This window comes from Asticcacaulis sp. W401b (assembly GCF_046503825.1).
GTDB lineage: Bacteria > Pseudomonadota > Alphaproteobacteria > Caulobacterales > Caulobacteraceae > Asticcacaulis.
Genome location: NZ_JBKFEE010000006.1, coordinates 1 through 25,414 on the forward strand (window position 1 = coordinate 1; position 25,414 = coordinate 25,414).

General features: G+C 61.2%; 25 protein-coding genes and 1 tRNA gene. 13 read left to right on the top strand and 13 right to left on the bottom strand.

Features of this window, described 5'->3' with window-relative positions; genetic code table 11:
* Positions 1 to 478 (top strand): IS110 family transposase (locus ACK8OE_RS13350; RefSeq protein ID WP_410272918.1); only part of this gene is annotated, 478 nt, incomplete at its 5' end.
* A gap of 247 nt (positions 479 to 725) precedes the next feature.
* Here the strand turns inward: ACK8OE_RS13350 and ACK8OE_RS13355 are convergent.
* The 7 genes from ACK8OE_RS13355 to ACK8OE_RS13385 all read right to left on the bottom strand — a co-directional run bounded on the left by ACK8OE_RS13355 (position 726) and on the right by ACK8OE_RS13385 (position 6,667).
* Positions 726 to 1,352: a DsbA family protein gene (locus ACK8OE_RS13355; protein WP_410272919.1), complete on the bottom strand. Its 627-nt coding sequence runs from the start codon at positions 1,350 to 1,352 to the stop codon at positions 726 to 728.
* Entirely contained in the window at positions 1,349 to 1,741 is a 393-nt protein-coding gene (locus ACK8OE_RS13360; protein WP_410272920.1) for a protein-disulfide reductase DsbD N-terminal domain-containing protein, read from the bottom strand. The genes ACK8OE_RS13355 and ACK8OE_RS13360 overlap by 4 nt, the downstream gene beginning before the upstream one ends.
* Positions 1,742 to 1,783: 42 nt before the next feature.
* On the bottom strand, positions 1,784 to 3,271 hold the full coding sequence (locus ACK8OE_RS13365) for a tetratricopeptide repeat protein (RefSeq protein ID WP_410272921.1): 1,488 nt from the start codon (positions 3,269 to 3,271) through the stop codon (positions 1,784 to 1,786).
* Between the two features lie 159 nt (positions 3,272 to 3,430).
* Entirely contained in the window at positions 3,431 to 4,147 is a 717-nt protein-coding gene (locus ACK8OE_RS13370) for a DUF4197 domain-containing protein (protein WP_410272922.1), read from the bottom strand.
* A 90-nt stretch (positions 4,148 to 4,237) separates the two neighbouring features.
* The gene (locus tag ACK8OE_RS13375) at positions 4,238 to 4,561 is read right to left on the bottom strand and encodes a DUF6984 family protein (protein ID WP_410272923.1); all 324 of its coding nucleotides are present in this window, start codon (positions 4,559 to 4,561) and stop codon (positions 4,238 to 4,240) included.
* 3 nt (positions 4,562 to 4,564) lie between these two features.
* The gene (ilvD, locus tag ACK8OE_RS13380; RefSeq protein WP_410272924.1) at positions 4,565 to 6,430 is read right to left on the bottom strand and encodes a dihydroxy-acid dehydratase; all 1,866 of its coding nucleotides are present in this window, start codon (positions 6,428 to 6,430) and stop codon (positions 4,565 to 4,567) included.
* A gap of 93 nt (positions 6,431 to 6,523) precedes the next feature.
* On the bottom strand, positions 6,524 to 6,667 hold the full coding sequence (locus ACK8OE_RS13385; RefSeq protein ID WP_410272925.1) for a hypothetical protein: 144 nt from the start codon (positions 6,665 to 6,667) through the stop codon (positions 6,524 to 6,526).
* Between the two features lie 108 nt (positions 6,668 to 6,775).
* On the opposite strand from ACK8OE_RS13385, the gene ACK8OE_RS13390 reads away from it, so the two are divergent.
* From ACK8OE_RS13390 to leuB, 10 genes are all read left to right on the top strand, one after another.
* Entirely contained in the window at positions 6,776 to 6,952 is a 177-nt protein-coding gene (locus ACK8OE_RS13390) for a hypothetical protein (protein WP_172961089.1), read from the top strand.
* A 132-nt stretch (positions 6,953 to 7,084) separates the two neighbouring features.
* Positions 7,085 to 7,627 carry a dihydroxy-acid dehydratase gene (locus ACK8OE_RS13395; RefSeq protein ID WP_410272926.1) on the top strand — a complete coding sequence of 181 codons (543 nt, stop codon included), beginning with the start codon at positions 7,085 to 7,087 and terminating at the stop codon, positions 7,625 to 7,627.
* Positions 7,628 to 7,723: 96 nt separating this feature from the next.
* Entirely contained in the window at positions 7,724 to 8,725 is a 1,002-nt protein-coding gene (gene ilvC / locus ACK8OE_RS13400) for a ketol-acid reductoisomerase (protein WP_013478234.1), read from the top strand.
* A gap of 251 nt (positions 8,726 to 8,976) precedes the next feature.
* The gene (gene ilvG / locus ACK8OE_RS13405) at positions 8,977 to 10,665 is read left to right on the top strand and encodes an acetolactate synthase 2 catalytic subunit (protein ID WP_410272927.1); all 1,689 of its coding nucleotides are present in this window, start codon (positions 8,977 to 8,979) and stop codon (positions 10,663 to 10,665) included.
* Complete coding sequence (locus ACK8OE_RS13410; RefSeq protein WP_272740755.1) at positions 10,643 to 10,924, top strand: ACT domain-containing protein; 282 nt, start codon at positions 10,643 to 10,645, stop codon at positions 10,922 to 10,924. Before ilvG ends, ACK8OE_RS13410 begins: the two co-directional genes overlap by 23 nt.
* Positions 10,925 to 10,932: 8 nt before the next feature.
* Positions 10,933 to 12,516 (top strand): 2-isopropylmalate synthase, encoded by a 1,584-nt coding sequence (locus tag ACK8OE_RS13415; RefSeq protein WP_126419456.1) that lies wholly within the window; start codon positions 10,933 to 10,935, stop codon positions 12,514 to 12,516.
* Positions 12,500 to 13,441, top strand: coding sequence for a branched-chain amino acid transaminase (locus ACK8OE_RS13420; RefSeq protein WP_290795464.1), 942 nt, complete (start codon positions 12,500 to 12,502; stop codon positions 13,439 to 13,441). Before ACK8OE_RS13415 ends, ACK8OE_RS13420 begins: the two co-directional genes overlap by 17 nt.
* A 225-nt stretch (positions 13,442 to 13,666) precedes the next feature.
* Positions 13,667 to 15,082, top strand: a complete 1,416-nt coding sequence (gene leuC / locus ACK8OE_RS13425) for a 3-isopropylmalate dehydratase large subunit (RefSeq protein ID WP_410272928.1) — start codon at positions 13,667 to 13,669, stop codon at positions 15,080 to 15,082.
* Positions 15,083 to 15,131: 49 nt separating this feature from the next.
* A complete protein-coding gene (gene leuD, locus ACK8OE_RS13430) occupies positions 15,132 to 15,722 on the top strand; it encodes a 3-isopropylmalate dehydratase small subunit (protein ID WP_290795471.1) in 591 nt (196 codons plus the stop codon).
* 88 nt (positions 15,723 to 15,810) lie between these two features.
* On the top strand, positions 15,811 to 16,869 hold the full coding sequence (gene leuB / locus ACK8OE_RS13435) for a 3-isopropylmalate dehydrogenase (protein ID WP_410272929.1): 1,059 nt from the start codon (positions 15,811 to 15,813) through the stop codon (positions 16,867 to 16,869).
* Positions 16,870 to 17,063: 194 nt separating this feature from the next.
* On the opposite strand, the gene ACK8OE_RS13440 is transcribed toward leuB, so the two are convergent.
* Together ACK8OE_RS13440 and ACK8OE_RS13445 are read right to left on the bottom strand one after the other, a co-directional pair.
* The gene (locus ACK8OE_RS13440) at positions 17,064 to 17,336 is read right to left on the bottom strand and encodes a DUF167 domain-containing protein (RefSeq protein WP_410272930.1); all 273 of its coding nucleotides are present in this window, start codon (positions 17,334 to 17,336) and stop codon (positions 17,064 to 17,066) included.
* Positions 17,336 to 17,641, bottom strand: a complete 306-nt coding sequence (locus ACK8OE_RS13445) for a YggT family protein (RefSeq protein ID WP_290795476.1) — start codon at positions 17,639 to 17,641, stop codon at positions 17,336 to 17,338. Before ACK8OE_RS13445 ends, ACK8OE_RS13440 begins: the two co-directional genes overlap by 1 nt.
* Positions 17,642 to 17,766: 125 nt before the next feature.
* Here ACK8OE_RS13445 and ACK8OE_RS13450 point away from each other — a divergent pair.
* Positions 17,767 to 17,842: transfer RNA gene (locus ACK8OE_RS13450), tRNA-Ala, on the top strand.
* A gap of 69 nt (positions 17,843 to 17,911) precedes the next feature.
* Here ACK8OE_RS13450 and ACK8OE_RS13455 read toward each other — a convergent pair.
* The 4 genes from ACK8OE_RS13455 to ACK8OE_RS13470 form a co-directional block, all read right to left on the bottom strand.
* A complete protein-coding gene (locus ACK8OE_RS13455; RefSeq protein WP_410272931.1) occupies positions 17,912 to 19,387 on the bottom strand; it encodes a tryptophan halogenase family protein in 1,476 nt (491 codons plus the stop codon).
* Between the two features lie 10 nt (positions 19,388 to 19,397).
* On the bottom strand, positions 19,398 to 20,432 hold the full coding sequence (locus ACK8OE_RS13460; RefSeq protein ID WP_410272932.1) for a cupin-like domain-containing protein: 1,035 nt from the start codon (positions 20,430 to 20,432) through the stop codon (positions 19,398 to 19,400).
* The gene (locus ACK8OE_RS13465; RefSeq protein WP_410272933.1) at positions 20,432 to 21,136 is read right to left on the bottom strand and encodes a SapC family protein; all 705 of its coding nucleotides are present in this window, start codon (positions 21,134 to 21,136) and stop codon (positions 20,432 to 20,434) included. The genes ACK8OE_RS13460 and ACK8OE_RS13465 overlap by 1 nt, the downstream gene beginning before the upstream one ends.
* 120 nt (positions 21,137 to 21,256) lie before the next feature.
* On the bottom strand, positions 21,257 to 24,364 hold the full coding sequence (locus tag ACK8OE_RS13470; protein ID WP_290795485.1) for a TonB-dependent receptor: 3,108 nt from the start codon (positions 24,362 to 24,364) through the stop codon (positions 21,257 to 21,259).
* A 443-nt stretch (positions 24,365 to 24,807) separates the two neighbouring features.
* Here ACK8OE_RS13470 and ahpC point away from each other — a divergent pair, with 443 nt between their 5' ends.
* Complete coding sequence (gene ahpC, locus ACK8OE_RS13475) at positions 24,808 to 25,371, top strand: alkyl hydroperoxide reductase subunit C (RefSeq protein ID WP_013478220.1); 564 nt, start codon at positions 24,808 to 24,810, stop codon at positions 25,369 to 25,371.
* The last annotated feature ends 43 nt before the right edge of the window (positions 25,372 to 25,414 follow it).

Consider the following 25,414-nt stretch of genomic DNA (forward strand, 5'->3'; position numbering starts at 1 on the left):
GATGGGAGCGCATATCGAGGCGTTGAACCAGCATGTGGCGGCGTTGGATGCGCAACTGCTGGCTCTGCATAAGACCAACCCGATCAGCCAATTGCTATCGGAAATCCCGGGTGTTGGTCCGGTCGGAGCCATGACAATCGCGTTGACGGTCCAGCCAGAAAATTATACCAGCGCCCGTCACTTCGCCGCCTGGATCGGGTTAACCCCCAAAGAGCACTCAACCGGTGGCAAGCAGCGCCTCGGCAAAATCAGCAAGGCCGGAAATGAAAGATTGCGACAGTTGCTGGTTGTCGGCGCCATGTCCGTCATTCGCTTTGCCAAACCGGGCAGAAAATCTGCCTCGGCCTGGCTGTTACAATTGCTGGAGCGTAAGCCGCGTAAACTCGCCGCAGTCGCTTTGGCCAACAAGATGGCCCGCATTATCTGGGCCATGATGTCGCGGGGTGAGGTGTACCGGCGTCAGCCGGTCACCGCTTAAGCCGCGCGTCTGCCGGGAGTTCAAAAAGGGCAAGCACAAGATGGCTATCGGTCGAGCCGACGAGCGAAAAATCCGTTAATACCAATGGCCGACAACAGGTCGCCACCTTGTTTGGATATCGCTCGCGGATCCTATCTAGGCCAGCGGACACAACCCGCATCAAACGCCGGACACATGAGCGCACTCGAACCTAAGTCAAAATCTTGCGATACCCCTCTTGAACTCTACGGGCCGTCCACACATGGTATTATCCCGCGCTGGGTCTCTGACGGGCGCGGGCTTCGGCCACCGCCTGAACCATGTCCTCGCGGCTCTGGAACGCGCCCGGATAGACGGCATTGCCGACCACGAAGGAGGGTGTGCCCCGAAAACCAAAGCCCATGGCCTGCGCGTCATTGCGCAGCAAAAGCGCCTCATAGGCCTCGGCCTTTTCGCGATAGGCGGCCAGCGCCGCCGCCGGCGTCAGACCGGTCGCAGACAGGGCGGCAAACACATCGCCTTTGCTCAACTGACTGCCCGTCGCCATCAGCGCCAGATGCACGTCGAGATACCGCCCCAGCGCCTGCGCCCCCAGGGCCACCTGCGCCGCGTAGTGCGAGCCTTCGCCGAAGATGATCCAGTCGCGCATGACCAGCCGGATCTGACCGTCTTTTGCCACCACATCGAGCAGCAGCGGGTGCATCCGCTTACAGACGCCGCACTGATAATCGAAATATTCGACGATGGTCACATCGCCCTGCGGATTGCCCAGCACGGGCACCAGCGGATCATAGTGCACCTCAGGCAGCTTCGGCACAGGCGCCGGCTCTTGCGCAAAGGCGGGGGCCGCCAGAAGCGCCGGGGCGGCGGCCAGCAGATGACGACGGGAAATCATGGACGCGGACGCTCCTGAAGGGCGGGTATGACAACGGTAATGGGGATATAGCACAGGCCGTCTTCCTGACAGCCGCGATAGGTGAGCCGAACCGGCCCGGCATGGCGGAACGAGGCCCGCGCCGTACCGTAATAGACCTCGGTCGGCCCGAAGGTCGGGTCGGGTTTGATCCGCCCGGCAGGCGTTTTAACGGGCAACGAACGCCCGCTGGCGTCCTTCGCTTCGATATGGGCGCGATAGAGATAATAGCCCTTCGGCATCCGCCAGTTCAGCCGCACCTGATCGCCGTGCCGTTGCCAACTGAACGCAAAGGCCCTGTCCGGCGGCAAGGGGGCTTCCCGCGCCGACGCGGAGGTCAGCACCAGCGGCAGGCACAGAAAAAGGGACATGACGCGCATGTCCCTGTCTCTATCAGCCCGATCGTCGCCTGACTAGCTTTTGGGCGCAAACAGCTTTGCTACCTCGGCCTTCTCGGCATCGGTCATCTGAGACTGGATCGACTTGAGCGCCGTTGTGGCGTTTTCATGCCCATGCACGCGCGCGGCCATAAACCACACATAAGCCTTGACCAGATCCTTCGGACCGCCCTCGCCCTTGGTGTACATTACGGCCAGGTTAAAGGCCGCGTCCGCTTGTCCATTACGCGCGGCGACTTCGAACCACTGACGCGCCGCCACATCGTCCTTGGGCAAGAGGCCGCCCTGATAGAAGTAGGTGCCGATGGCGTTCTGAGCGTCAGGATTGCCGCCGACCGCCGCCTCCTTATAGAAGACCAGCGCCTTTTGCGGGTCGGCCGCGACGCCTTCGCCGCTGTCGTAGGCCACCGCGATCTTGTACATAGCGCCCGGATGATTCGCCTTGGCCGCTTCACGGAACCAGCCCAGCGCCGTATTGGAATCGGCCTTGATATTGCCTTCGCCGTATTCGAGAATCTGCCCCACGGCGTATTGCGCCGGGGCATAGCCGTACTTTGCGGCTTCGCTGTAGTTCTTATAGGCCTTGTTTAGATCCTTCGGCACGCCATTGCCGTAGTAGTAGATGTCGCCGACGATTTTCGAGGCCGGGATGAAACCGATGGAGGCGGCCTTTTCGAACCATTTCAGCGCCTCTTTCGGATCGCGCGGCACGCCGAAGCCGGTCAGATAAATCTTGGCCAGCGTCATGGTGGCTTCGGCCCGCGTCTCCATATAGTCCGGATTTTTGGGGTCAAACGGATGCGGCCGGCGCATGTTTACCGGCTGTTCGGCGACCTTGCGGAACCAGAAAATGGCGTCCTTGGGGCTTTTGGGCGTGCCGAGCCCTTCGAGATACATGCGGGCGATATAGAAGGCCGCGTCCTCATAACCAATCTTGTTATAGGCGGTTTTGAACATGGCCAGCGCTTCGGGGTACTTCTTCTGATCGAAGAAATCGAAGGCCTGATAGATGGTCTTGTCCCGGCGCAGAATGGTGGCGCGACCGGCAGCAAAACGACGATCCGTATCGGTACAGCCCCCTGTGCCCGTCTCCGCCCCCGACTCATCTGTGCCACGGTCCTGACGGTCAAAGAAGCCCGTTCCACTGCTCTCCCGCGACGCGTCGCCCAAGGGGCTGTTTTCGCTGAAATTATTGGGGTCGTTGATATCGTAGGTGCCGGTCGTTTCGCGGATATAGTCGGCGATGTAGTCCGAGCTGCCGTCGCTGCCGATAAACCCGCACGAGGAGGCGCTGCGTGTATCGATGCGCATATTCTGCTCAGGGACGCTGCTCTTTCTTTTGAGGAAGACGGTGACGTCGGTGACGTTATTCGCGCTCTCACTGGCAGCCGGGGCCGGGGTTTGCGCCGGCTTCTCTGTCGTCTGGGCCCATGTGCTTAAAGGTGCGGCCACAAGAACCAGCGCACACATACCGGCGTGAAATTTCGCAATGCCCTGACGCATCGTCTTCCCCCTCTTTCCCTGTGACAGACCTTGGACGGCCCTTGGTTATCTGCGTTTGATACGGCGCAAGGACCGCAAATCCTGCGCGCGATAATGAACTTCGCGCAATTTGCGTCAAGTTCAATCGTCAATTGTGCCATCTTAATTGCGCGAACGCGGCTATCCGAACACAGCCTTGAGAATGGCGCTGGTGCGTTTGGCCGGATCGGTGCGGATGGCCGTCTCTTCGGTGCCGACATAGTGGAACAGGCCGCCCAGCGCCTTACCCACGGCGAATTCGCTTAAATAGACCTTCGGCTCTTTCTTGATATAGCCATTCAGCCCGTTGCGCTTGATGGCGCGGTCCAGCGCCTGCACCGCGCCCGTCTCCTGCAAGGCGGTTTCTATCGGTGGCGTGAACAGGGTGGTCAGGCGCGGCGTCGTCGCCTTTTGCAGATACTGCGTGCCGGAGGTTGGCCCGCCCTTGACGATACCGATGGCGTCCTGAATGGTCAGGGCCTTGATGGCATCAATAAACAGCCCCTTGGCCACCGGGGCGGCGGTTTCGGCAGCACGGTTCATCTTCAGGTGCACATCGTCCAGCGCCCCGGACAGGCCCAGCGGTTTCAGCGTCCTTTGCACCTTCGACAGGGTGTCGGGCAGCGGAATGCGGATCAGGCTGTCGCCCCAGTAGCCGTCGGTCCTCGCCACCCGCGTCACCGCGGCGGCGGCCCCCAGCGACAGGGCTTCGCGCAGGCCACTGTCGGCCTGCGAAGCGGTCAGCCCGCCTTTGGAGGCCGTCACGGCCTTGATCACCTTCGACAGATCGCTTTCGGCGGCGGCCTGCGTGGTCCACCCTGCCGAAATCAGTGCCGCTATCACAAAACGCCTGTCCATCTTCGCGCTCCCCATGGCTTTGGTTAACGATACGATGGCGCAGATGAATTGGGAATGAAAAACAATATCCTCTCTCTCAATAGAAAGAGACTAAAATTCAGGCCATCTTTGGAGAGGTGAAAAATCGACCTTCCACATATCCAATTCAAACAGTTCGCCAAACTGATCGACGTTCAAAACAGCCGAAACAGCCGTACCGTCAGCATCAGAGAAAGATAGTGCGCTGATCTGGTTTGTGAATTTTCTGTCCGGCACTTGCGGAAGTCTTAAAGACAAACGGAGGCCACCCATTCCGCCATCGGACATAGGCTCTACCCATATATCATCCAGAGCATCAGAGTGTGGACAACCAGCCAGCGTATATAGCTCAGCCAGCATAGACTTTTCTTCCGCAGTTGGGCGGCGAAAGCTCATCGCTTACTTCCGCAGCAAACTCACATCGCGCACCGCGCCGGTATCGGCGCTGGTGACCATGGCAGCATAGGCCTGAAGCGCCGCCGAGACGTATCGCTCGCGGTTTTTCGGCGTGTAGGCATCCTTGCCACGGGCTTCTTCCTTCGCGCGACGCTCGGCGATCACGGCATCGGAAACCGCCAGCTTGATCGTGCGTTCCGGGATGTTGATTTCGATAGTGTCGCCGTCTTCGACCAGCGCGATCAGACCGCCCTGCGCCGCTTCGGGTGATGCGTGGCCAATCGACAGGCCCGACGTCCCGCCGGAGAAACGCCCGTCGGTCAGGAGCGCGCATGTCTTGCCCAGACCCTTCGATTTCAGGTAGGAGGTGGGGTAGAGCATTTCCTGCATCCCCGGCCCGCCGCGCGGCCCCTCATAGCGGATGACGACCACTTCGCCGGGCTGCACCTGATTGTTGAGGATGCCGTGCGTGGCGTCTTCCTGCGACTCAAACACACGCGCCTTGCCCGTGAAGCGCCAGATTTCCTCATCAACACCGGCCGTTTTCACGATGCAGCCGTTTTCGGCGATATTGCCGTACAGCACGGCCAGACCGCCATCCTTGGTAAAGGCGTGCTCAACCGAGCGGATGACGCCCGTCTGACGGTTTGAGTCCAGCTCGTCCCAGCGGCGTTCCTGAGAGAAGGCGACCGTCGTGCGCACCCCGCCCGGTGCCGCCTTGAAGAAGGTGGCCACGCGCTCATCGTTCGATTGCTTGATGTCCCAGTGGGCGATGGCCGAAGCGAGCGTCGGGGCGTGCACGGTCGGCACTTCACCGTGCAACATGCCGCCGCGGTGGAGTTCGCCCAGAATGCCGACAATGCCGCCGGCGCGGTGCACGTCTTCGATATGCACGCTGGAGGTCGCCGGGGCCACCTTACACAGGCACGGCGTGGTGCGCGACAGGCGGTCGATATCCTGCATGGTGAAGTTGACGCCCGCCTCCTGCGCCGCCGCCAGCAGGTGCAGCACGGTATTGGTCGAACCGCCCATGGCGATGTCGAGGCGGATGGCGTTTTCGAAGGCCTCAAAGGTGGCGATCGAGCGCGGCAGGACCGAAGCGTCGTCCGTCTCATAATAACGGCGGGTGTTTTCGACGATCAGACGCCCGGCTTCGCAAAACAGGGCCTTGCGATCCGCATGGGTGGCCAGGGTCGTGCCATTACCCGGCAAAGACAGACCCAGGGCCTCGGTCAGGCAGTTCATCGAATTGGCGGTGAACATGCCGGAACAGGAACCGCAGGTCGGGCAGGCGGCCTCTTCGACGGCCTTGACCTGTTCATCGGAGATCGAATCGTCGGCGGCCTGCACCATGGCATCGACCAGATCGAGCGCGTGGGTGCGCTGCACGCCGTCCTTGTCCGGCCACACCACCTTACCGGCTTCCATCGGCCCGCCGGACACGAAGATGCAGGGGATGTTGAGGCGCATGGCGGCCATCAGCATCCCCGGCGTGATCTTGTCGCAGTTACTGATGCAGACCATGGCGTCGGCGCAGTGGGCATTGACCATATATTCGACGCTGTCGGCGATCAGGTCGCGCGACGGCAGCGAATAAAGCATCCCGCCGTGGCCCATGGCGATGCCGTCATCGACGGCAATGGTGTTGAATTCCTTGGCGACGCCGCCGGCCTTTTCGATTTCGCGCGCCACCATCTGGCCCAGGTCCTTCAGATGGACGTGACCCGGCACGAACTGCGTGAAGGAATTGACCACGGCGATGATCGGCTTGGAGAAGTCGGCATCGGTCATGCCGGTCGCCCGCCATAGCGCCCGTGCGCCCGCCATATTGCGGCCGAAAGTCGTGGTGCGTGAGCGATAGGCGGGCATGGGAACCTCAGGGGCAATGCTGGGGAGAATGGCCACAAGATATATTGCGACGTGCGGCCATATAAAACGAACAAGGCGAATTGCAACAGCACCTCAGGCACCCGCAAACCTTCGCAGACGCATCGGGGATTTTTTTGCTCCTGCGAAACTGTTGCGCAAAGCGCGGCGGTTGTGGGGCAATTTTTTCACAGAAACCGCATACCGAAAAAATATTTTCAAAATATAGCTCTTTTTCATCAAGTTTCACCTGATAAATTCCGCCATTCGCCCGCTAAAGAAATTTTTTTTCAATTTTGCCTTTGCAATCGGTAAAGGTTTCAGTCTATATGATCTCACGACGCGGCCATGGTGGCCCGCCGAATGGAGACGCTTAAGGTGCGCAAGGCTATTGCCATCGCTGCCCGCATGGACGTTCAAGGCGCTGCCCTGAACCTGTCCGCTGCTGCGTCCGCCATTATCGTAGCCCTGATTAACCTACTCATCGTAGGCGTACTTGTACGCCCTATGATCACGGAGTGGTAGCGCAGGTCTGAAACCCGCCTGACGAGGAATAACCATCCTCCCGCTCCCTGACCAGAGCGGGCTTTTTTGTACATGCCTGCTGCCTGACCAACCTCAGTATCCCGCGTAAACCCCTGAAACCGAGATTTCGCCATGAACGCTCACGCTCGCATCATCGACCCGGCCGCCTTACCCGCCTCGAACTTCGTGATTCTGCACGGCTCGCTGTCGCCGGAAGGCTGCGTGATGACCGGTGGCGGTTTTGAGCGCGACCCGCACGAAGCCCGCGCCCGCGTCTTCGCCATGGAATCCGATGCCATTGCCGCCATTCAGCAAGGCCGCGTCGCCCACGGTGAGGCCATCGTCATCGCGGCGGCGGACGAGGCGGAAATGACAGCCATCTTCGGGGCGATCGCCGAGGCCGGTCTGCGCGACATCAGCCTGATCTCCAATGGGCGTTTTGCGGCGGCTTCGGAAGGCATCGTCATCGGCCACGTCGGCAAGGCGATCCGCTACGTCCAGAATTTCGACACCATCACCATCGACATCAAAAACCGCCGCCTCGACATCGACGCCGACATGGTAGCGCGCCGGGCGGATGGGCCGCGCGGTGCAAAGGTCAAGAACGGCTTTGCCCCGATGGGCAAGTACGCTGCCCTGATGGCCGAGGCAGATGCCGAGGCCAGACCCACTTAAAATGTTGGCCGAAGCCGATGCCGCTCAGGCCTGATCACCCTTTCCTTTTTCCTTTCAAAGCGACCGGCAAAGCCGGCACTCAATGGAGCCTCCCAAGTGAAAATCTATACCAATGACGACGTTTCGCCGGACAGCCTGAAGGGCGAACGCATCGCCATTATCGGCTACGGTTCGCAAGGCCGCGCCCACGCCCAGAACCTGAAAGAGTCGGGCGCTGACGTGATCGTCGGCGTGCGCGCTGGCGGTGCGGGTCACACCAAGGCGACGGCCGACGGCCTCGCCACGGCGGAAATCAAGGACGCGGTTAAGGACGCCACCATCATCGCGCTTCTGACGCCCGATATGTCGCACGCCGACATCTACAAGAACGACATCGAGCCCTACGCCCCCAAGGGTGCGGCGCTCCTGTTCGCGCACGGCTTCTCGGTCCTCTATGGCCGCGTCACCGCCCGTGAAGACCTAGACGTCATCCTGGTCGCGCCGAAGGGTCCGGGCGATCTGGTGCGTCGTGAATATCAACGCGGCCGCGGCGTGCCGTCGCTGTTCGCTGTGGATCGTGACGTCACCGGTCAGGCGGCGCGCAAGGCGCTGGGCTATGCCCGCGGCATCGGCGGCACCGTCGGCGGCGTGATCGAAACCTCGTTCCGCGAAGAAACCGAAACCGACCTGTTCGGCGAACAGGCCGTTCTGTGCGGCGGTACGTCGGAACTGATCCTGATGGGCTTTGAGACCCTGACCAATGCCGGTTACCGTCCGGAAATCGCCTATTTTGAAGTGCTGCACGAACTGAAGCTGATCGTCGATCTGCTGTATGAAGGCGGCCTCGAAAAGATGCACTCCTTCGTGTCGGAGACCTGCAAGTACGGCGATCTCGTCTCGGGCCCGCGCATCATCAACGAAGAAACCCGTGAGCGCATGGAAGAAGTGCTCAACGACATTCAGTCGGGTGACTTCGCGCGCGACTGGATACTCGAAAACATGGCCGGTCGTCCGCGCTACAACGCCCTGATGCGTCAGGACCTTGAGCATCCGATCGAAACCGTCGGTCGTGACCTGCGTTCGCGCATGTCGTGGCTGAACCAAAAGGGTAACGGCTAATTGCCTCACCTCTTTTTCCCGGCAAGCCGAAAAAAAGAGGTGGATACCTGAACGGTCAAGGAAGGGCTCGAAGCGGTTCTTCGCCCATCCTTGGCTTTCTGAGGCTCAGTTCCGGCTTCGCCGGAATTGAGCCAGTTAAAAAAGCGAAAAATATCCAAAGGCCGCTATAACTTTCGTGGCCCAAGGCGATTTTTCTCCACACCGAGAAGACATGTGGATTTCGCTTGCGAAATTCATGTGAGGACAACGATATGCCCACCAATAAACCGACCGGCGCGCAACTCGTCATCTCAACGCTGAAGGCGCTGGGCGTAGACGTGCTGTTCGGCTATCCGGGCGGCGCCATCATGCCGATCTATGACGCGCTGGCCGGATCGGGCCTGCGTCACATTCTGGTGCGCCACGAACAGGGGGCGTCGTTCGCCGCTGATTCCTATGCGCGCGCCACGGGCCGCGTCGGCGTCTGCATGGCCACCTCCGGCCCCGGCGCAACCAATCTGATTACCGGCATCGCCAATGCCTATATGGACTCGGTCCCCGTTGTTTTCATCACCGGTCAGGTCGCCACGCACCTGATGGGCACCGATGGCTTTCAGGAAGTGGACTTTCTGGGCCTGACCCTGCCGGTCGTCAAACACTCGTGGCTGGTGCGCGACGCCGCGCAAATCCCGGCCATCCTCGCCCGCGCCTTTGCCATCGCCAAGGAAGGCCGCCCCGGCCCGGTGCTGGTTGACATTCCGAAGGACGTCGCCGCCAGCTTTGTCGAAGCCTCGGAAATGGGCGAACTGCCCGCCTGGATGCCGGCCGCGCCGAAGGCCGACTCCATTGAGGCCGCGAAAGCCCTGATCGAACAGGCGAAGAAGCCGCTGCTGTACATCGGCGGCGGCGTGCACATGGCCGATGCCGATGCCGAGATGCGCGACTTTGTCGAGCGCACCGGCATACCCTTCGTTTCGACCCTGAAGGGGTTGGGGACGGTTTCGACCTATCACGACCTGCATCTGGGGATGCTGGGGATGCACGGCACCCGCGCCGGGAACATGGCCGTGCAGGAAACCGATCTGCTGATCGCCGTCGGCGCGCGTTTCGACGACCGCGCCACGGGTAAGCTGTCGGCCTTTGCCCCGCACGCCAAGGTCATCCACTTCGACATCGACCCGGCCGAGTTCCACAAGAACCGCCGCGCCGATGTGGCCATTCTGGGTGACCTCAAACTGGCCCTGCCCGCCCTGCGCCCGACCATGCCCGACATTTCGGACTGGGTGAAGCTCAACAGGGCCAACAAGTGGCAGCACCGCTTCAAGTACGACGCGCCGGGCAAGGGCGTCTATGCCCCGGCCCTGCTGAAATCCCTGTCGGAAAAGGCGGGTAAAAAGTTTATCGTCGCCTGCGATGTGGGTCAGCACCAGATGTGGGTGGCGCAGCATTGCGAGTTTGAGCAGAACCGCGCCCACCTGACCTCCGGCGGCTCTGGCGCGATGGGCTATGGCCTGCCCGCCGGCATGGGGGCCAAGCTGGGCCTGCCCGACCACCACGTCGTCACCGTCTCCGGCGACGGCAGCTTCATGATGAATATTCAGGAGATGGCGACGCTGCGGCGCTACGGCATCAATCTGAAGATCGTCCTGCTCGACAACTCGTCGCTGGGGCTGGTGCGTCAGTGGCAGGAACTGTTCTACGAAGAAAATTACAGCGAAATCGACCTGTCCGACAATCCGGACTTTGTCGAGGTCGCCAAGGCGTTTGGCCTGAGTGCGTTCCGCATCACCCAGCGCCACGAGGTCGAAGGTGCCATCGACCGGCTTCTGGCCGCCGACGCCCCGACCCTGCTGCATGTGTTGATCGACCCGCGCGAAAACGTCTGGCCGCTGGTGCCGCCGGGCGCGTCGAACGCGGAAATGATGGAGGAGCGCTGGGATGAGCCAATCGATTCATATTGAGATCGACCGTCTGGAAGGCACGCTCCTGCGGGTGCTGGGCCTGATCGAGCGTCGCGGCTTCCACATTGATGAGATCGACCTGTACGATCTGGGCCCCGACACGCGCGGCCTCAGCGTCAGCGTGCGTCCGCGCGATGCGGGCCGCAATATCGACATTCTGGGGCTGCAAATCGACCGCCTCTATGGCATCAAGCGGCTTGAGCAGGCGCCGGAACGGGCGCAAACTGTCCGCCCTAACGCCGAAAAACTGAGCGCCTGAGTTCCATCATGAATGCCATCGTCCCCAACGACCCCAACCGCGTCATCGTCTTTGACACCACCCTGCGTGACGGCGAACAGGCCCCCGGCTTTTCGTTAGGCGTCAAGGATAAGCTGATGCTGGCCCACACGCTCAAGGACCTGGGCGTGGACGTCATCGAAGCCGGTTTTGCCGCCTCATCGCCCGGCGATGAGGAAGCCATCCGCACCATTGCCCGCGAAGTGGTCGGCCCCACCTTCTGCTCACTGTCGCGCGCGCTGGAATCCGACATCGACGCCGCCGCCCGCGCGCTGCTGCCCGCCAAGCGCAAGCGCTGCCACATCTTCCTCGCCACCTCGCCCATCCATCGCGCGGCCAAGCTGAAGAAGACGCGCGAGCAGGTGGTTGAAATCGCCCACAAGGCCGTCAGCTACGCCTCGACCATTTTTGATGAGGTCGAGTTCTCGCCCGAAGACGCCATCCGTACCGAACAGGACTTCCTGCACGAGGTCTGTATCGCCGCGGCCGAGGCCGGGGCGCGCACGCTGAATATTCCGGACACGGTCGGCTACACCACGCCGAAGGAAATCTATCAGATCTTCAGCGACCTGAAGGCCGCCCTCAAGGACCATCCGCAGGTCATCCTGTCGGCGCACAATCACGACGATCTGGGGCTGGGCGTTGCCAATACGCTGGCCGCCCTCGAAGCCGGGGCGCGTCAGATCGAAGTGACCATCAACGGCATCGGCGAGCGCGCGGGCAATGCGGCGCTGGAAGAGGTCGTCATGGCGCTGCGCACGCGGCCTGAGCTGTTCAAGCTGCACACCGGCATCCATACGCCGCTGCTGAGCAAGGCCAGCCACCTCCTGTCGCGCGCCACCGGCACCATCGTCATGCGCAACAAGGCGGTCGTCGGCCGCAACGCCTTCGCCCACGAATCGGGCATCCATCAGCACGGTATGCTGACCGATGCACGCACCTATGAGATCATGCGCCCGGAAGACGTCGGGGCGGAAAAGTCCAATCTGGTGCTGGGCAAGCATTCGGGCCGCCACGCCATCGCCAAGCAGGCGGCGGCGCTGGGCTTCGACCTTGATGAGCTGTCGCTGGGAGACCTGTTCGCCGCCTTCAAGCGCCGGGCCGATGAAATCGGTGAAATCGACGAGTTCGAGCTGATGTCGCTGCTCACGCGCGACAATGCCGACAAGGACGATGCGCGCCTGTTCAAGGTGTCGAGCGAAGTCACCAAGGACTTCGTCACGATCACGCTCGACCTGTTCCGCGACAACGGCGAACCGTTGAAAGTGACGGCCACGGGGCTCAATGCCTTTGAGGCCGGGTTCCGCGCTCTGGTGGACGCCTATCAGATCGAGGCGCGCGTCAATGACTGCGAAATCATCCAGTCGGGGTTCACCTTCGACGGCGGGGCCTTTGCAGAAATCAGTTTACAGATTAAGGGTGAGGCATACCGGGGCCGTGGTCGCGGCCCCGACCCTGTATGGGCCGGGCTTCGCGCCATGTGCGACGCTTTTGAAAAATACGTCTTCCTGCACGACCGGAAGACTCATGCCTCAAACCTGAATTCTGAGAAACAACATGAAACCGCTCGCTGAAAAAATCTGGTTCAACGGTGAACTCAAGGCGTGGGAGGACACCAAGGTCCACGTCATGACCCACGCCCTGCACTATGGCACCTCGGTGTTCGAGGGTGTGCGCGCCTACGACACGCCGAAGGGCCCGGCGGTGTTCCGCCTCACCGAACACACCCAGCGCCTGCTCGATTCGGCCCGCATCTATCACATGCCGGTCCCCTACACGCTGCAACAGATCAACGACGCCTGTAAGGAAACCCTGCGCGTCAACGGCCTGAAATCCGCCTATCTGCGTCCGATCGCCTTCTTGGGCGAATGCGGCATGGGCGTGACGCCGAAGCCGGAAAACGTCCGCGTCGATGTCGCCATCGCCGCCTTCCCGTGGGGCGCCTATCTGGGCGACGAAGGCCTGACCAAGGGCGTCGATGTCATCGTCTCCTCGTGGAACCGCGCCGCGCCGAACACCATCCCCGTCATGGCCAAGGCCGGCGGCAACTATCTGTCGTCCTACCTGATCGGCCGCGAAGCGCGCTCGAAGGGCTATGTCGAAGGTCTGGGCCTCGGCGTCGATGGGCGTCTGTCGGAAGGGGCCGGTGAGAACCTGTTCCTGATGATGGGCGGCAAGATCTACACCCCGCCGGTCTCGGCCTCGATCCTGGGCGGTATCACGCGCAACACCGTGCTGACACTCGCCCGCGAAGAGGGCATCGAGATCATCGAGCAGGACCTGCCGCGCGAAATGCTCTACCTCGCCGACGAAGTGTTCATGACCGGTACGGCGGCGGAAATCACGCCGATCCGCACCATCGACGACATTCCGACCCGTGAAAACGGCCCCGGCCCGATCACCAAGCTGCTGCAGGCCCGTTTCCACGGCCTGTTTAATGGAACCACCGAAGACCGCTGGGGCTGGCTCGACTATGTCGATGCCAAGACGCCAGCTTAACTAAAATCGCCTTTCCGGTATCGAAAAGGCCCCCACCACCATCTGCGCCCTGCGGGCTTGATGGTCCCCCTCCCCCGCACGCCGGGGAGGTATGAACATGACCCGATCATACCTCCCCAACTCGCTTGGGGAGGGGGACCGCACGAAGCGTAGCTGAGATGCGGTGGTGGGGGCTTTGCAGGTCCCGCGAAAGACGCATGTAACTGAGGCTCTAGGACGACCATCATGTCAAAACCCAAATCATTGTTCGAGAAGGTGTGGGAACGCCACATCGTTGAGGAAGAAGGCGCGGACAAGCCCGCCGTCCTCTACATCGACCTGCATCTGGTTCATGAGGTGACCAGCCCTCAGGCCTTTTCCGAGCTGGATGCGCGCGGCCTGAAGGTCCGTCGTCCCGATCGCACCTTTGCCACGCTCGATCACTCGATCCCGACACTGGCCCCCGATGCCGATGGCAACCGCCCCTATGTGACGGCGCAGGCCAAAAAGCAGGTCGAAACGCTTGAGGCCAATGCCGCCAAAAACGGTCTGCGCCTGTTCGGCTATGAGGCCGAAAACCGCGGCGTCGTCCACGTCATCGGGCCGGAAATGGGCCTGACCCAGCCGGGCTTTACGGTCGTTTGCGGCGACTCGCACACCTCGACCCACGGCGCCTTTGGCTGCATCGCCTTCGGTATCGGCACCTCGGAAGTCGGCCACGTTCTGGCCACCCAGTGCCTCGCTCAGCGTAAGCCCAAGACCATGCGCATCAACATCACCGGCGCGCTGCAACCGGGTGTGACGGGCAAGGACGTGGCGCTGACCGTCATCAACACGCTGGGCTTCTCCGGCGGCACGGGCTACGCGCTCGAATATGCCGGGCCGGTCATCGAAGCGCTCGACATGGAAGGCCGCATGACGGTCTGTAACCTGTCGATCGAAGCGGGTGCCCGCTGCGGCATGATCGCCCCTGACCAGAAGACGGTCGAGTGGCTGCGCGGCCGCGAATACGTGCCGCAAGGCGCGGCCTTTGACGAAGCCGCCGCTCATTGGCTGACGCTGAAGTCCGACGACGGCGCCGTGTTTGATAAGGAAATCACCATCGACGGTTCGGCGATTGAGCCGATGGCCACCTGGGGCACCTCGCCCGATCAGGGTGCGCCCATCGTCAAGGGCGTGCCCGTGGCCGCCAATGAAGACGAAGAACGCGCGCTGAAATATATGGGCTTCACCGGCGGCGAGGCCCGCGAGGTGGAGAAGGTCGATGTGGTCTTCATCGGTTCGTGCACCAATGGCCGCATGGCCGACCTGCGCGCCGCCGCCGCCATCATGAAGGGCCGCAAGGTGGCGCCGGGCGTGCGCGCCCTGATCGTGCCGGGTTCGGAATGGGTGCGCGTCGAAGCCGAAAAGGAAGGCCTGCATCAGATCTTCCTCGAAGCCGGTGCCGAATGGCGTCTGCCAGGCTGCTCGATGTGCATCGCCATGAACGGCGACTTCGTGCTGCCGGGGCAACTGGCCGTTTCGACCTCGAACCGCAATTTCGAAGGCCGTCAGGGCCCCGGTTCGCGCACGGTTCTGGCCTCGCCGGCGACCGCTGCGGCCTCGGCCATTGCCGGTCATGTGGCCGATCCCCGTCAATTCATGCAGCTTGAAAGCGCCTAACTTTTCGCCTCCCCTGCACAGCGGGGGAGGACGGGAAAAAGAGAACCCAATGTCCAACCAAGAACCCGTCAACAGCTTCTCCTCACGCATCGTCGTCCTGCCGGAAGCCAATATCGACACCGACCAGATCATTCCGGCGCGCTTCCTGACCACGACCACCAAGGCCGGTCTGGGCAAGGTCGCCTTCAACGACTGGCGCTACAATGCCGACGGCTCGAACAAGCCGCACATCCTGAACGAGATCGACCCGACCGAGCACCGCGTGCTGGTCGCCGGCAACAATCTTGGCTGCGGCTCGTCGCGCGAACACGCCCCTTGGGCGCTGATGGATTATGGCTTCAAGGCCGTCATCTCGACCGAGATCGCCGACATCTTCAAGTCGAACAGCCTGAAAAACGGCCTGTTGCCGGTCGTGGTGTCGCCCGAAATCCACGACAAGCTGACGCAAAACCCGCAGCAGCGCGTCACCATCGACCTCGAATCCTGCACCCTGACGCTGGAAGACGGCACCACCGTCACTTTCCAGGTCGAGGCCTTCGCGCGCCAATGCCTGCTGGAAGGCGTCGATGCCATGGGCTGGCTGTTGAAGCGCCTGCCGGAAATCGAAGCCTACGAAAAAACAAACGGAAAGGCCGCTTGAATTCAAAACCTTCGGCCTTGAATTCAATTTTTTACTGGTCGCGCTTTTGAGTCCAAAAAGTGCGTCCCACTTTTTGGAAAGCGCTTAAATGTCCACCTTCAACATCGTTGTGCTGCCGGGTGACGGCATCGGTCCCGAAGTCGCCGCCGCGGGCGTGTCCGCGCTGAAGGCCATCGGTGAGGTCTATGGCCACACCTTCAACTTCGAAGAAAAGCTGATCGGCGGCATCGCCATTGATGAGCGCAACGACCCCTACCCCGCCGATACCGACGCCGCCTGTCTGGCCGCCGATGCAGTGCTGCTGGGGGCCGTGGGCGGTCCGAAGTGGGACCTGCAACCCAAGCGCCCGGAACAGGGCCTTCTGGCTGTGCGCAAGTCGATGGGCCTGTTCGCCAATCTGCGCCCGATGGACGTCCCGGCCTCGCAGGCCTTCCGCTCACCGCTGAAAGAAGAGATCGTGTCAGGGGCCGACATGCTGATCGTGCGCGAACTGACCGGCGGCCTCTATTTCGGCAAGCAGACCCGCACCGAAGACCGCGCCGTCGATGAATGCGTCTATACGGTCGAAGAAATCGAGCGCGTCGCCCGCGTCGCTTTTGAAGCCGCCCGCAAGCGCCGCAATAAGGTCACCTCGGTCGATAAGGCCAATGTTATCGAAACCTCGCGTCTGTGGCGCGAAACGGTCATCAAACTGCACAAGGCGGAATATGCGGATGTCGAGCTGGAGCACGCTCTGGTCGATTCGATGGCCATGCACCTTGTCACCCGTCCGAAGTCGTTTGACGTGATCGTCACCGAAAACATGTTCGGCGACATCCTGTCCGACCTCGCCTCGGTGCTGCCGGGGTCGATTGGTCTGCTGGGCTCGGCCTCGCTGGGCTCCGGTAAAGGCCTCTATGAGCCGATCCACGGCTCGGCCCCGGACATTGCGGGCAAGGACCTCGCCAACCCCATCGGTACGCTGAAGTCCGTGGCCATGATGCTGCGCTTCTCGCTCAATCTGAGCGCCGAAGCCGACGCGCTGGACGCCGCCATCGACGCGGTGATCAAGGCCGGGCAACTGACCCGCGATCTGGGCGGCACGCTGGCCGGTTCGGAAGTGACCAAGGCGATTGTGGCGCAAATCCACGCGGCTAGATCATTATGATTTCTGGTAGAAACATAATGATCTAGCTTTTTTAGCCCCTCGCCGGGCGGTGGCTCCGCCACCTTGGCCGCCGCCTCAATGGCGGCTTGAGAGGAATGATTCCTGTAGAAATCATTCCTCTCTGGGGTCGCAGCATAAGCGCCCCGGACATTTGCAAAGATCAAACCCCGCCGGAGCACACCGGCGGGGTTTTGTTATGTCAGGGCCGCCTTCAACGCCGCCTCGTCCAGACCCTCGACCTCGATCTGCTTGAGGCGCGATGTATCTCCGGCCAGCAGAGACAGGCGTGATTTGGGCAGCTTTAACCGCTTGGCCAGAAAAGCGATCAGCGCCTCATTGGCGCGCCCTTCTATCGGTGCCGCAGTGACGCGCACCTTGAGATAGGGCCGCCCCTGCTCATCCCTGTCCCAGCCATCGACGCGATCCGCTGCCGCCTTGGGCGTCAGCCGCACGACCAGCCGGGCCATTAGCCGATCAGCATGTAGAGGTTCGGTGCCACCACATTGCGCAGCAGATGTTGCAGGCCCTGAATGATCAGAATGGCAATGATCGGGCTGATGTCGATACCGCCCAGATTGGGGATAATACGACGGAAAGGCTCCAGAATCGGATAGGTCAGGCGGTCCAGCATATCCAGAATACGATAAACGCCCGGATTGCGCGTATTGATGACATTAAACGCCACGAGCCAGCTCAAAATCGCGCTGATGATGATGGTCCACATGGCGAAGGACAGAAGACCACCCAGGACGATAACGATGAAACCGGTCATAAAGACTCCCAAAAGCGAAAGACCACTCAGTCTTTTGTAGATATAACGGTCCGGGCCGCTATAACAAGTCAAACCCGTCTTGACAGTCTCAGGCGTTCGATTAAAAGACGCCTTCCACAAGGAATGGGGCTATAGCTCAGTTGGTAGAGCGCCTCGTTCGCAATGAGGAGGCCAGCGGTTCGAATCCGCTTAGCTCCACCATTTCTTGTCTGACCTTACGCCCGCCGCGCTTACCGCCGGCGGGCGTCGGGTTATCCGCCGCCTCACAAATCACGCCGCCAGATAGCTTTTGAGGAAGGCCTCGTGCGTCGGCATGGCCTCGACCGTGCGGGCGATATTCGTCTTCAGGCCATCCAGCGCCTGACGCAGTTGCGCCTCGCTCATCAGTTGGCCAATGGCGTGGTGTGATTGCGGCTCAAGCCTTTGGCCCAGCAGCACCTGCACCCACGAATCGACGCGGAACAGGTCATCGGCCGCCTGCCAGGCGTGGCCGTGTTCGCGGAACATCTCCAGCCGCTCGGTCAGGCTGTCGGGCACGCTCATCTCGCGCCGTTCGCGCCAGAAGGCCGTGTCGTCGCGTTGGGTCAGCTTGTAATGCAGGATCACGAAGTCGCGCACCTTCTCGATTTCACGGCGCGCAATCTCATTATAGTGGTCGCTGACCGCCTCGGTGATGCCGCCGAAGGGGAACATCTGGATCAGGCGCGTCACGGCGATCTGGAACAGGTGGATGCTGGTCGATTCCAGCGGCTCGATAAAACCGCTCGACAGGCCGACCGTCAGGCAGTTCTTGTTCCATATCTTCTTGCGCCGCCCGGTGCGGTAGCGGATCAGGCGCGGCTCGGTCAGGGGCTCGCCATCGACCAGCGACAGCAGGCGTTCGCGCGCCACTTCGTCCGTCAGGTGCCCGCTGGCATAGACCAGCCCGTTGCCGACGCGGTTTTGTAGCGGGATGCGCCAGCGCCAGCCTTCGCCGTGTGCAATGGCGCGCGTATAGGGATCGAGCCGCCCGGACGGTGCCGTCTGCACAGCCAGCGCCCGGTCGGTGGGCAGCCAGTGGCTCCAGTCCTCAAAACCGGTCTTCAGAGTCTCTTCGATCAGGAGCCCCTTAAAGCCCGTACAGTCGATAAACAGGTCGCCGTCGATGACCTCACCCGACTCCAGCGCCAGCGCCGTGATAAAGCCGGTGTCGGCGTCCTGACGCACCTCACGGATGCGGCCTTCGATGCGCCTGGCCCCGTGCGCTTCGCTGAACTGCCTCAGGAACCGCCCATAAAGCACGGCGTCGAAATGATAGGCGTAGTTGATGCGCGCCGTGTCCGAGGTGAAGAACTTGCCCTCTTCCGCCGCCCGCAACTCGAAGCAATAGTCGCCGAGATCGCCGCCAAAGCCCTTGTCGCGCGCCGCCATCCACACGTGATGGAACGGGGCCATCCAGTTGGATTTGCCGATCTCACCGAAGGAGTGGATGTAGCGGTCGCCATCGCGCGCCCAGTTTTCAAAGGCGATACCCAGCTTATAGGTGGCATTGGTCGCCTTGAGGAAGGCGCGTTCATCTATACCCAAAAAGTGATGGAAGGTGCGCGCCGTGGGGATGGTCGCTTCGCCCACCCCGACAATGCCGATCTCTTCCGACTCGATCAGGGTGATGTCGATCAGGGTCCCCAGCAGCTTCGACAGGGCCGCTGCGGCGCACCATCCGGCCGTGCCGCCGCCGGCAATGACTATCTTTTTGACCGGTTGCATGTCTCTTCCCTCAGCGATTCAATTTTTGCAGCAGTTGCGCCCGCAGGCGTCTGGCCGTCATATCGTTCAGCGTCCCCAGCGCACCGCGCGCCGCTTCGGGGATGTGGGCGCCCGCCTGCTCGGCGGGGCCGAAGATATAATAGTCGAACAGGGCCTTCCAGGCGTCCTTTTCCGGCTGGGGCCGGTCGCGCAGGCTCAAGAGGCCGTGCAGCAGGGTGTTCATCGGCGTGTCCATAAAGGCCGGTGACGTGTTCCACCAGTAGTTCACCAGAATGTTGAACGGTGCCAGCGCCTCAACGTGGTGCCACCACAGGGCCGGATAAAACAGGACATCGCCCGCTTCCATATCGGCCACCTGACCGGCGGCTTCGGCCTCGCGGAAGCGCGGAAAACGATCATAGTCGGGATCACGGAAATCGACCAGACTGACCACCTGACCGCCGGGCGTCGGCTCCAGCGGGCCGGGATAGAGGTTGGCGACCTGATCCGGCGGGAACAGGGTAAAGCGCCGCTGCCCGGCGACGCAGACGGCGATATTGTGCGACATGTCGAAATGGCAGGTCGCCGTGGTGCGGTTGCCGATCCAGATACTGGCCAAAGGCGGATTGGCCACAAACATGGGATGGTTCAGGCTCAGGTCATTGCCCGCCTCACGCAGGCCCGGCAGGTACAGACCCAGATCGGTCGAGCCGATATAGAAGGACGGCGGCGCAGGGTCGTCGAGATGCGCCGCCACCTCTTCGAGAAACGCGCTGAGGTCGGTGCGCGCGGCGGTGAAATTGAGCCCCGCCATATCGTCGCGATAGAAGAAGCGGCCGCCAATCTCCGGCGCGCCCGTATAGGCGGTCACCGGCCGCCCCTGATAAAAGCCGCGCAGATGATCCATGGCCGCCGCCGCATTGTTCAAGCCCTCACGCACCAGAGGCCAGTCGCGCGCCACGCCCTTGAGGATGACCGGCTTTTGCGCGGCCATCAGTTCGTCAAACGGAATAGCGTCCGGCGCAATACCGGTCACGACCTCGGTACGGCGGGTAATCTCAGCCATCAGAGCGCGGCCCGCTTACGGCTCTTCAGCTCAATAATGCGGGCCATATTGCCCATGGAGCCCGCAACCTGAAAGGCCAGCGCCAGAAAACCGGCGCGGTTCAGCCGCTCCAGCGCCTCCCCGCTGAGCTGCGACAAGGCCTCCTGACTAATCGAGAAAAGGTCCGGGATCTTGTATTCGGTGGTGTCGTCGAGGCGGATGGCGATTTCGACCGGTGCGATCAGGCCTTCGGCCTGAAACGCCGCGAACATCGGCGCATTGAGTTCGACACCCTGATGGATGGTGCGCAGCGCGCGCATATGGCGCTCCAGAGCCGGCGCGTTGCCGCCGTGCGGCAGGAAGACGGGTTCGCCCTCGCTGCGGCTGAGGCGCGGGTGATCCAAATCGACCATAAGCATGGGCTGATCGTCATTCATGCCGATCAGGAACGGACCGCGATGGCTCATGGCCGGGACGTGGCGTGCCTGCCACTGACCGTCTGCCAGAAAGAGGTTTTCGTCCTTATCGAGGCCCAGCAGGGCATAGGTCTGAAAGCCGCCCTTTTCCGTCTGACGGAAATAGAGCGGATAGTCGCGCTGAAGCTCAGCAAATTCGGGAGCAAAGACGGGAATTTCATTCACCGCGTCGCCAAACGCCGGGCCGTGACCGCCGATGACCCTCAGGTCGTGATGCTGAACATTATCGAGAAGGACGGCGTTGGGCATGGAACAACTTTCACAGAGACACGGAGAACTTACCCCACCTGTCTCAAACGGCAAGACAGGCAGAAGGCAGGAAGGGCCGCGGTTGCCCGCGGCCCTTCCCCTTTACACTCTACTAAAGGATCAGAACTTGTAGCGGACACCGATCTGATAACGGGTATCCAGTTCCTGAGCGAAGTAGATGTTGGAGGTGTCACGTCCGTACTGACGGATGTGCTCCTTGGTCAGGTTCAGACCTTCGAAGGTGATCTGAATGTTCGGCGTCACAGAGTAGTTGACCGAAGCGTCCAGAACGCCGAAGGCTTCGAAGTACTGCGGGTCACCCTGCGCGCCAACATTGGTGTTGGCGATGTACTTGTCGCGCCAGTTATAGGCCAGACGACCCGACAGCGGACCCTTATCGTAGATCAGGGTGACGTTGTAGGTATCCGACAGACCCAGCAGTGGGAACTGAAGCGTACCCGGCGCCGCCGAATTGTCGAAGCCGATGTCGCCTTCAACCGTCGTCATGCTGCCCGACACACCCCAGCCGCTATCACCGAAGAAGTGCTGGAAGGCCAGTTCGAAACCGTGAATGTTCGCGGTCTTGTTATTGACCGGAATGGCGGTGTCGAAGTTGAACAGCGGATCGCTCGAATTGGCGGTGATGTCATAGGCGGCGAGGATCTGATCCACGAAAGCCTGATTGAGGTTACCGTTGGTCGAGTTGGCCGTGTACTCGTTCTTGGCCGCCGTGGTGTTGCCGTTGTTCTTGATGACCAGGGCGGTCATGGTGAACAGGTTGACGTCGGTCGGCGACTGACCCAGTTCGCCCAGCGCGGTCTTGGCCGTACCGGAGCGCGAGCCTGCCGTAGCGGCGGTCGGGTCACGCAGGCTGAACAGGTTCTGCGTTACACGGCCGGTGCCGATGAAGTTGGCCACGTCCTTGTTGTAGAAGCCGAGCGACACGTAGTTGGCCGGGCCGTAGTACCATTCCGCCGAGAAGTCGATGTTCGACGATTCCAGCGGCAGCAGGGCCGGGTTGCCCGAAGAGGCGGTCGGGTTGGTGCCGTTGGCGGTCGGACGCGGCGGCGTGTTGACCGTCGTCGTGGCGAACATGTTGCCATAGGCCGCACGCGCGATGGTCTTGGAGTAGGACGCCCGCACCGTCACGTCATCACGCACATTCCACGAGATGTCGAGGTTCGGCAGCCAGTTGTCGTAGTCCGCCTGGCTGCTGAGCGTGGCGACGCCGGTGCCGAAATCGGTGGCGAAGTCGTTGTCAGCGGTCCAGCGGATGGCCGTCGGGACGCTTTGCAGGGCCGAAGCCGTGACATTGGTCTTTTCATAGCGCAGACCGGCCACGATGCCGACCGGCTTGCCCAGGAAGTCGCCCTTCAGGGTCAACTGACCATAGATCGCCTTGATTTCTTCTTCGATGGTGTTGGCCGTCAAAGAGGTGGTCGGCAGCGACTGGTTGTAGCCCTTGGCCAGAGCGCGGTAGATGTCGAGCGCGTTGCCACGGAAAGCGACATTCGACTGACCCGGCGTGAAGTCCTGGAACAGGCCACCCAGATCATAGGTGGTGATCATGCCCGGTGCGTATTGCGCCACGTCACCCGGACGCGAGATACCCCAGTCACCCAGCGCCTGATAGGTCGAACCCGTCGTCGTCGTCATTTCCGACTTCAGCAGGTCGATACCCCCGTCGAAGCGGCTTTCACCGTCGAAGTCATAGGCAAAATCGACCTTGAATTCGTCGATCTTGTTGGTCTGGCTATTGGTCCAGGTACGACCAACCTGAGAGCCCAGATCGCCGGCATCCAGACGGCCATTGTTATTGCCGCGCAGCGCGTCATTGATGGTGTACTTCTGGAGCGGAATGTCGCTGCGGAAGTCCACCGAGTGCGACGAAATGACCGGCGCACCGATGGAGATGGCAACCGTGGTCGAACCATCCGGGTTGTTCGGCAGAACCTCGCCTTCGGACGAATGCGCGTCGAAGGTCAGGCTCATCTTGTCATTGATGTCCCACTTGGCATTAAAGCCCAGCGACTTCAGGGTGCTCTTGAGGCTGACCAGTTGCTGTTCGAAGCCGATGTCCTTCACGCCCGACAGGTTTTCCTGCAGGAAGACGGCATTATAGATGCCCGAAGCGCCCTTTTCGAAGATGATCTGATCGAACGGACGGTTGAACCAGTTGGTCTGTTCGGCGCGCAGTTCGGTCGCTTCGTTCTTGACGTACAGGGCATCCGCCGTGAACAGCCAGTTTTCGACCGGACGCCATTGCGCCGTAGCCACAAGGTTGCTGCGCTCATTGTGCGTTTCGGACAGGGCGTAACGGCTGTCGTTCGGGTAGGCAACCAGCGCACCGGCGGGCGGCGCATTGGTGATTTGCGTCAGCAGCGTGGTCTGGTTGGAAGCATAACGCAGACGACCGCTCGACGGGCTGTAGAACTGGTCGCGGGTGTCAAGGTTCCAGCTGTTCTGGGTCGCCTGACGGGTCGCGACGTCCTTTTCAGCAAACTGACCGAACAGGGCCACGCCGAAGGTGTTGTCTTCGTTGGTCCACTTGTAGGTACCCGCGATTTCCGGCGTCCAGTCCTTGCCGTCGATCAGGTTTTCACCGTGCACCGCCTTGGCCGAGATCGAGCCCGAAGCCCCGGCCTTGCCAATCGGACGCAGGGTCTTGATGTTCAGCGTCGCGCCGATACCGCCCGAAGCGACATTGGCCTTACCGGTCTTGTAGACTTCAAAGCCCGACACGCCATCCGAAGCGATGCTGGAGAAGTCAAAGTTACGCGAACCACCGCCGGCGGTGCCGTTACCCGAACCCACGGCGTTGATTTGCGCCGCCGGCATGACGCGGCCGTTCAGGGTCACAAGGTTGAAGCCCGGACCAAAGCCGCGCACCGTTACGGTCGAACCTTCGCCGTTGGTGCGGTCGATCGACACGCCCGGAATGCGCTGAACCGATTCGGCCAGGTTGGTGTCCGGATACTTACCGATGTCTTCCGACGTGATGGCATCCACCACACCCGTGGCGTTGCGCTTGATATTCATCGAACGTTGCAGCGAGCCACGCACACCCGTGATGACCACGGTTTCGATATTGTCGCCCGAAGCCGGCGCAGCGTCCTGTGCGTAGGCGGCACCGGCCAGCATCGCCATACCCGACGCGCTGCACAGGACCATGTTACGGATCACGCGGCGCGCGCCACGCGAAGACACACCGTTAATCGGTGAAGTCATGATTTCCTCCCAGAAGTTGGATCTTTTTTACTAATAAAAACGCTTTTTGAGTGCATGAATTCGCCGTCGGGTTTCCCTTTTGCGGTCGAAACACGGTACTGAGTGACACATAGCGGCGCGACTCCGCCTTTGGGGCAGGACCGGCTCAGTTATCGGCAAGGTTTGAAACCCTACGCGTTTTTCCCTGTTTGCGACTTGAGTCGCTTATTGTGCGATAGCGCTAACATGACAACGCTGTCCGCGCTATCGATCTTTTACATATTTTTTCAAAGAGGACAAGCTCGTGGCCTTATTGCCACAAATGCGCCACACGGACTAGGCGCCTGACGCCAGATTACAGCCGCCCATAATTTAAATTTATCCAGACTATAAATATTATAGATTTGTCTTGTGCGCCGAAATGGGGAATACAGCATCGTCCATTTCATGAAAGGATTTCCCCAATGGCCCTCATCAATACCCCGATCAAGCCCTTCAAAGCCACCGCGTACAAGGAAGGCAAGTTCGTTGATATTTCGGATGCCGACACCAAGGGCAAGTGGTCGATCTTCTTCTTCTACCCGGCCGACTTCACCTTCGTCTGCCCGACCGAGCTGGAAGACCTGGCCGGTATCTATCCCGACCTGCAAAAGCTGAACGTCGAAGTCTATTCGGTCTCGACCGACACGCACTTCTCGCACAAGGCCTGGCACGACACCTCACCCGCCATCGGCAAGATCAACTACTACATGGTCGGCGACCAGTCGGGCACCATCACCAACAATTTCGACGTGATGCGTCCGGGCGTCGGCCTGGCCGACCGCGCCACCTTCCTCGTCGATCCGGAAGGCATCATCCAGTTCATGGAAATCACCTCGGAAGGCGTGGGCCGCAACGCCACCGAACTGTTCCGTAAGGTGAAGGCGGCTCAATACGTCGCGTCGCACCCCGGCGAAGTCTGCCCGGCCAAGTGGGAAGAGGGTGAAAAGACCCTGGCCCCGTCGCTGGACCTCGTTGGGAAGATCTAACTCCGCGCATGGGGGGAGGCCCGCCTCCCCCCATGTCCCCCCA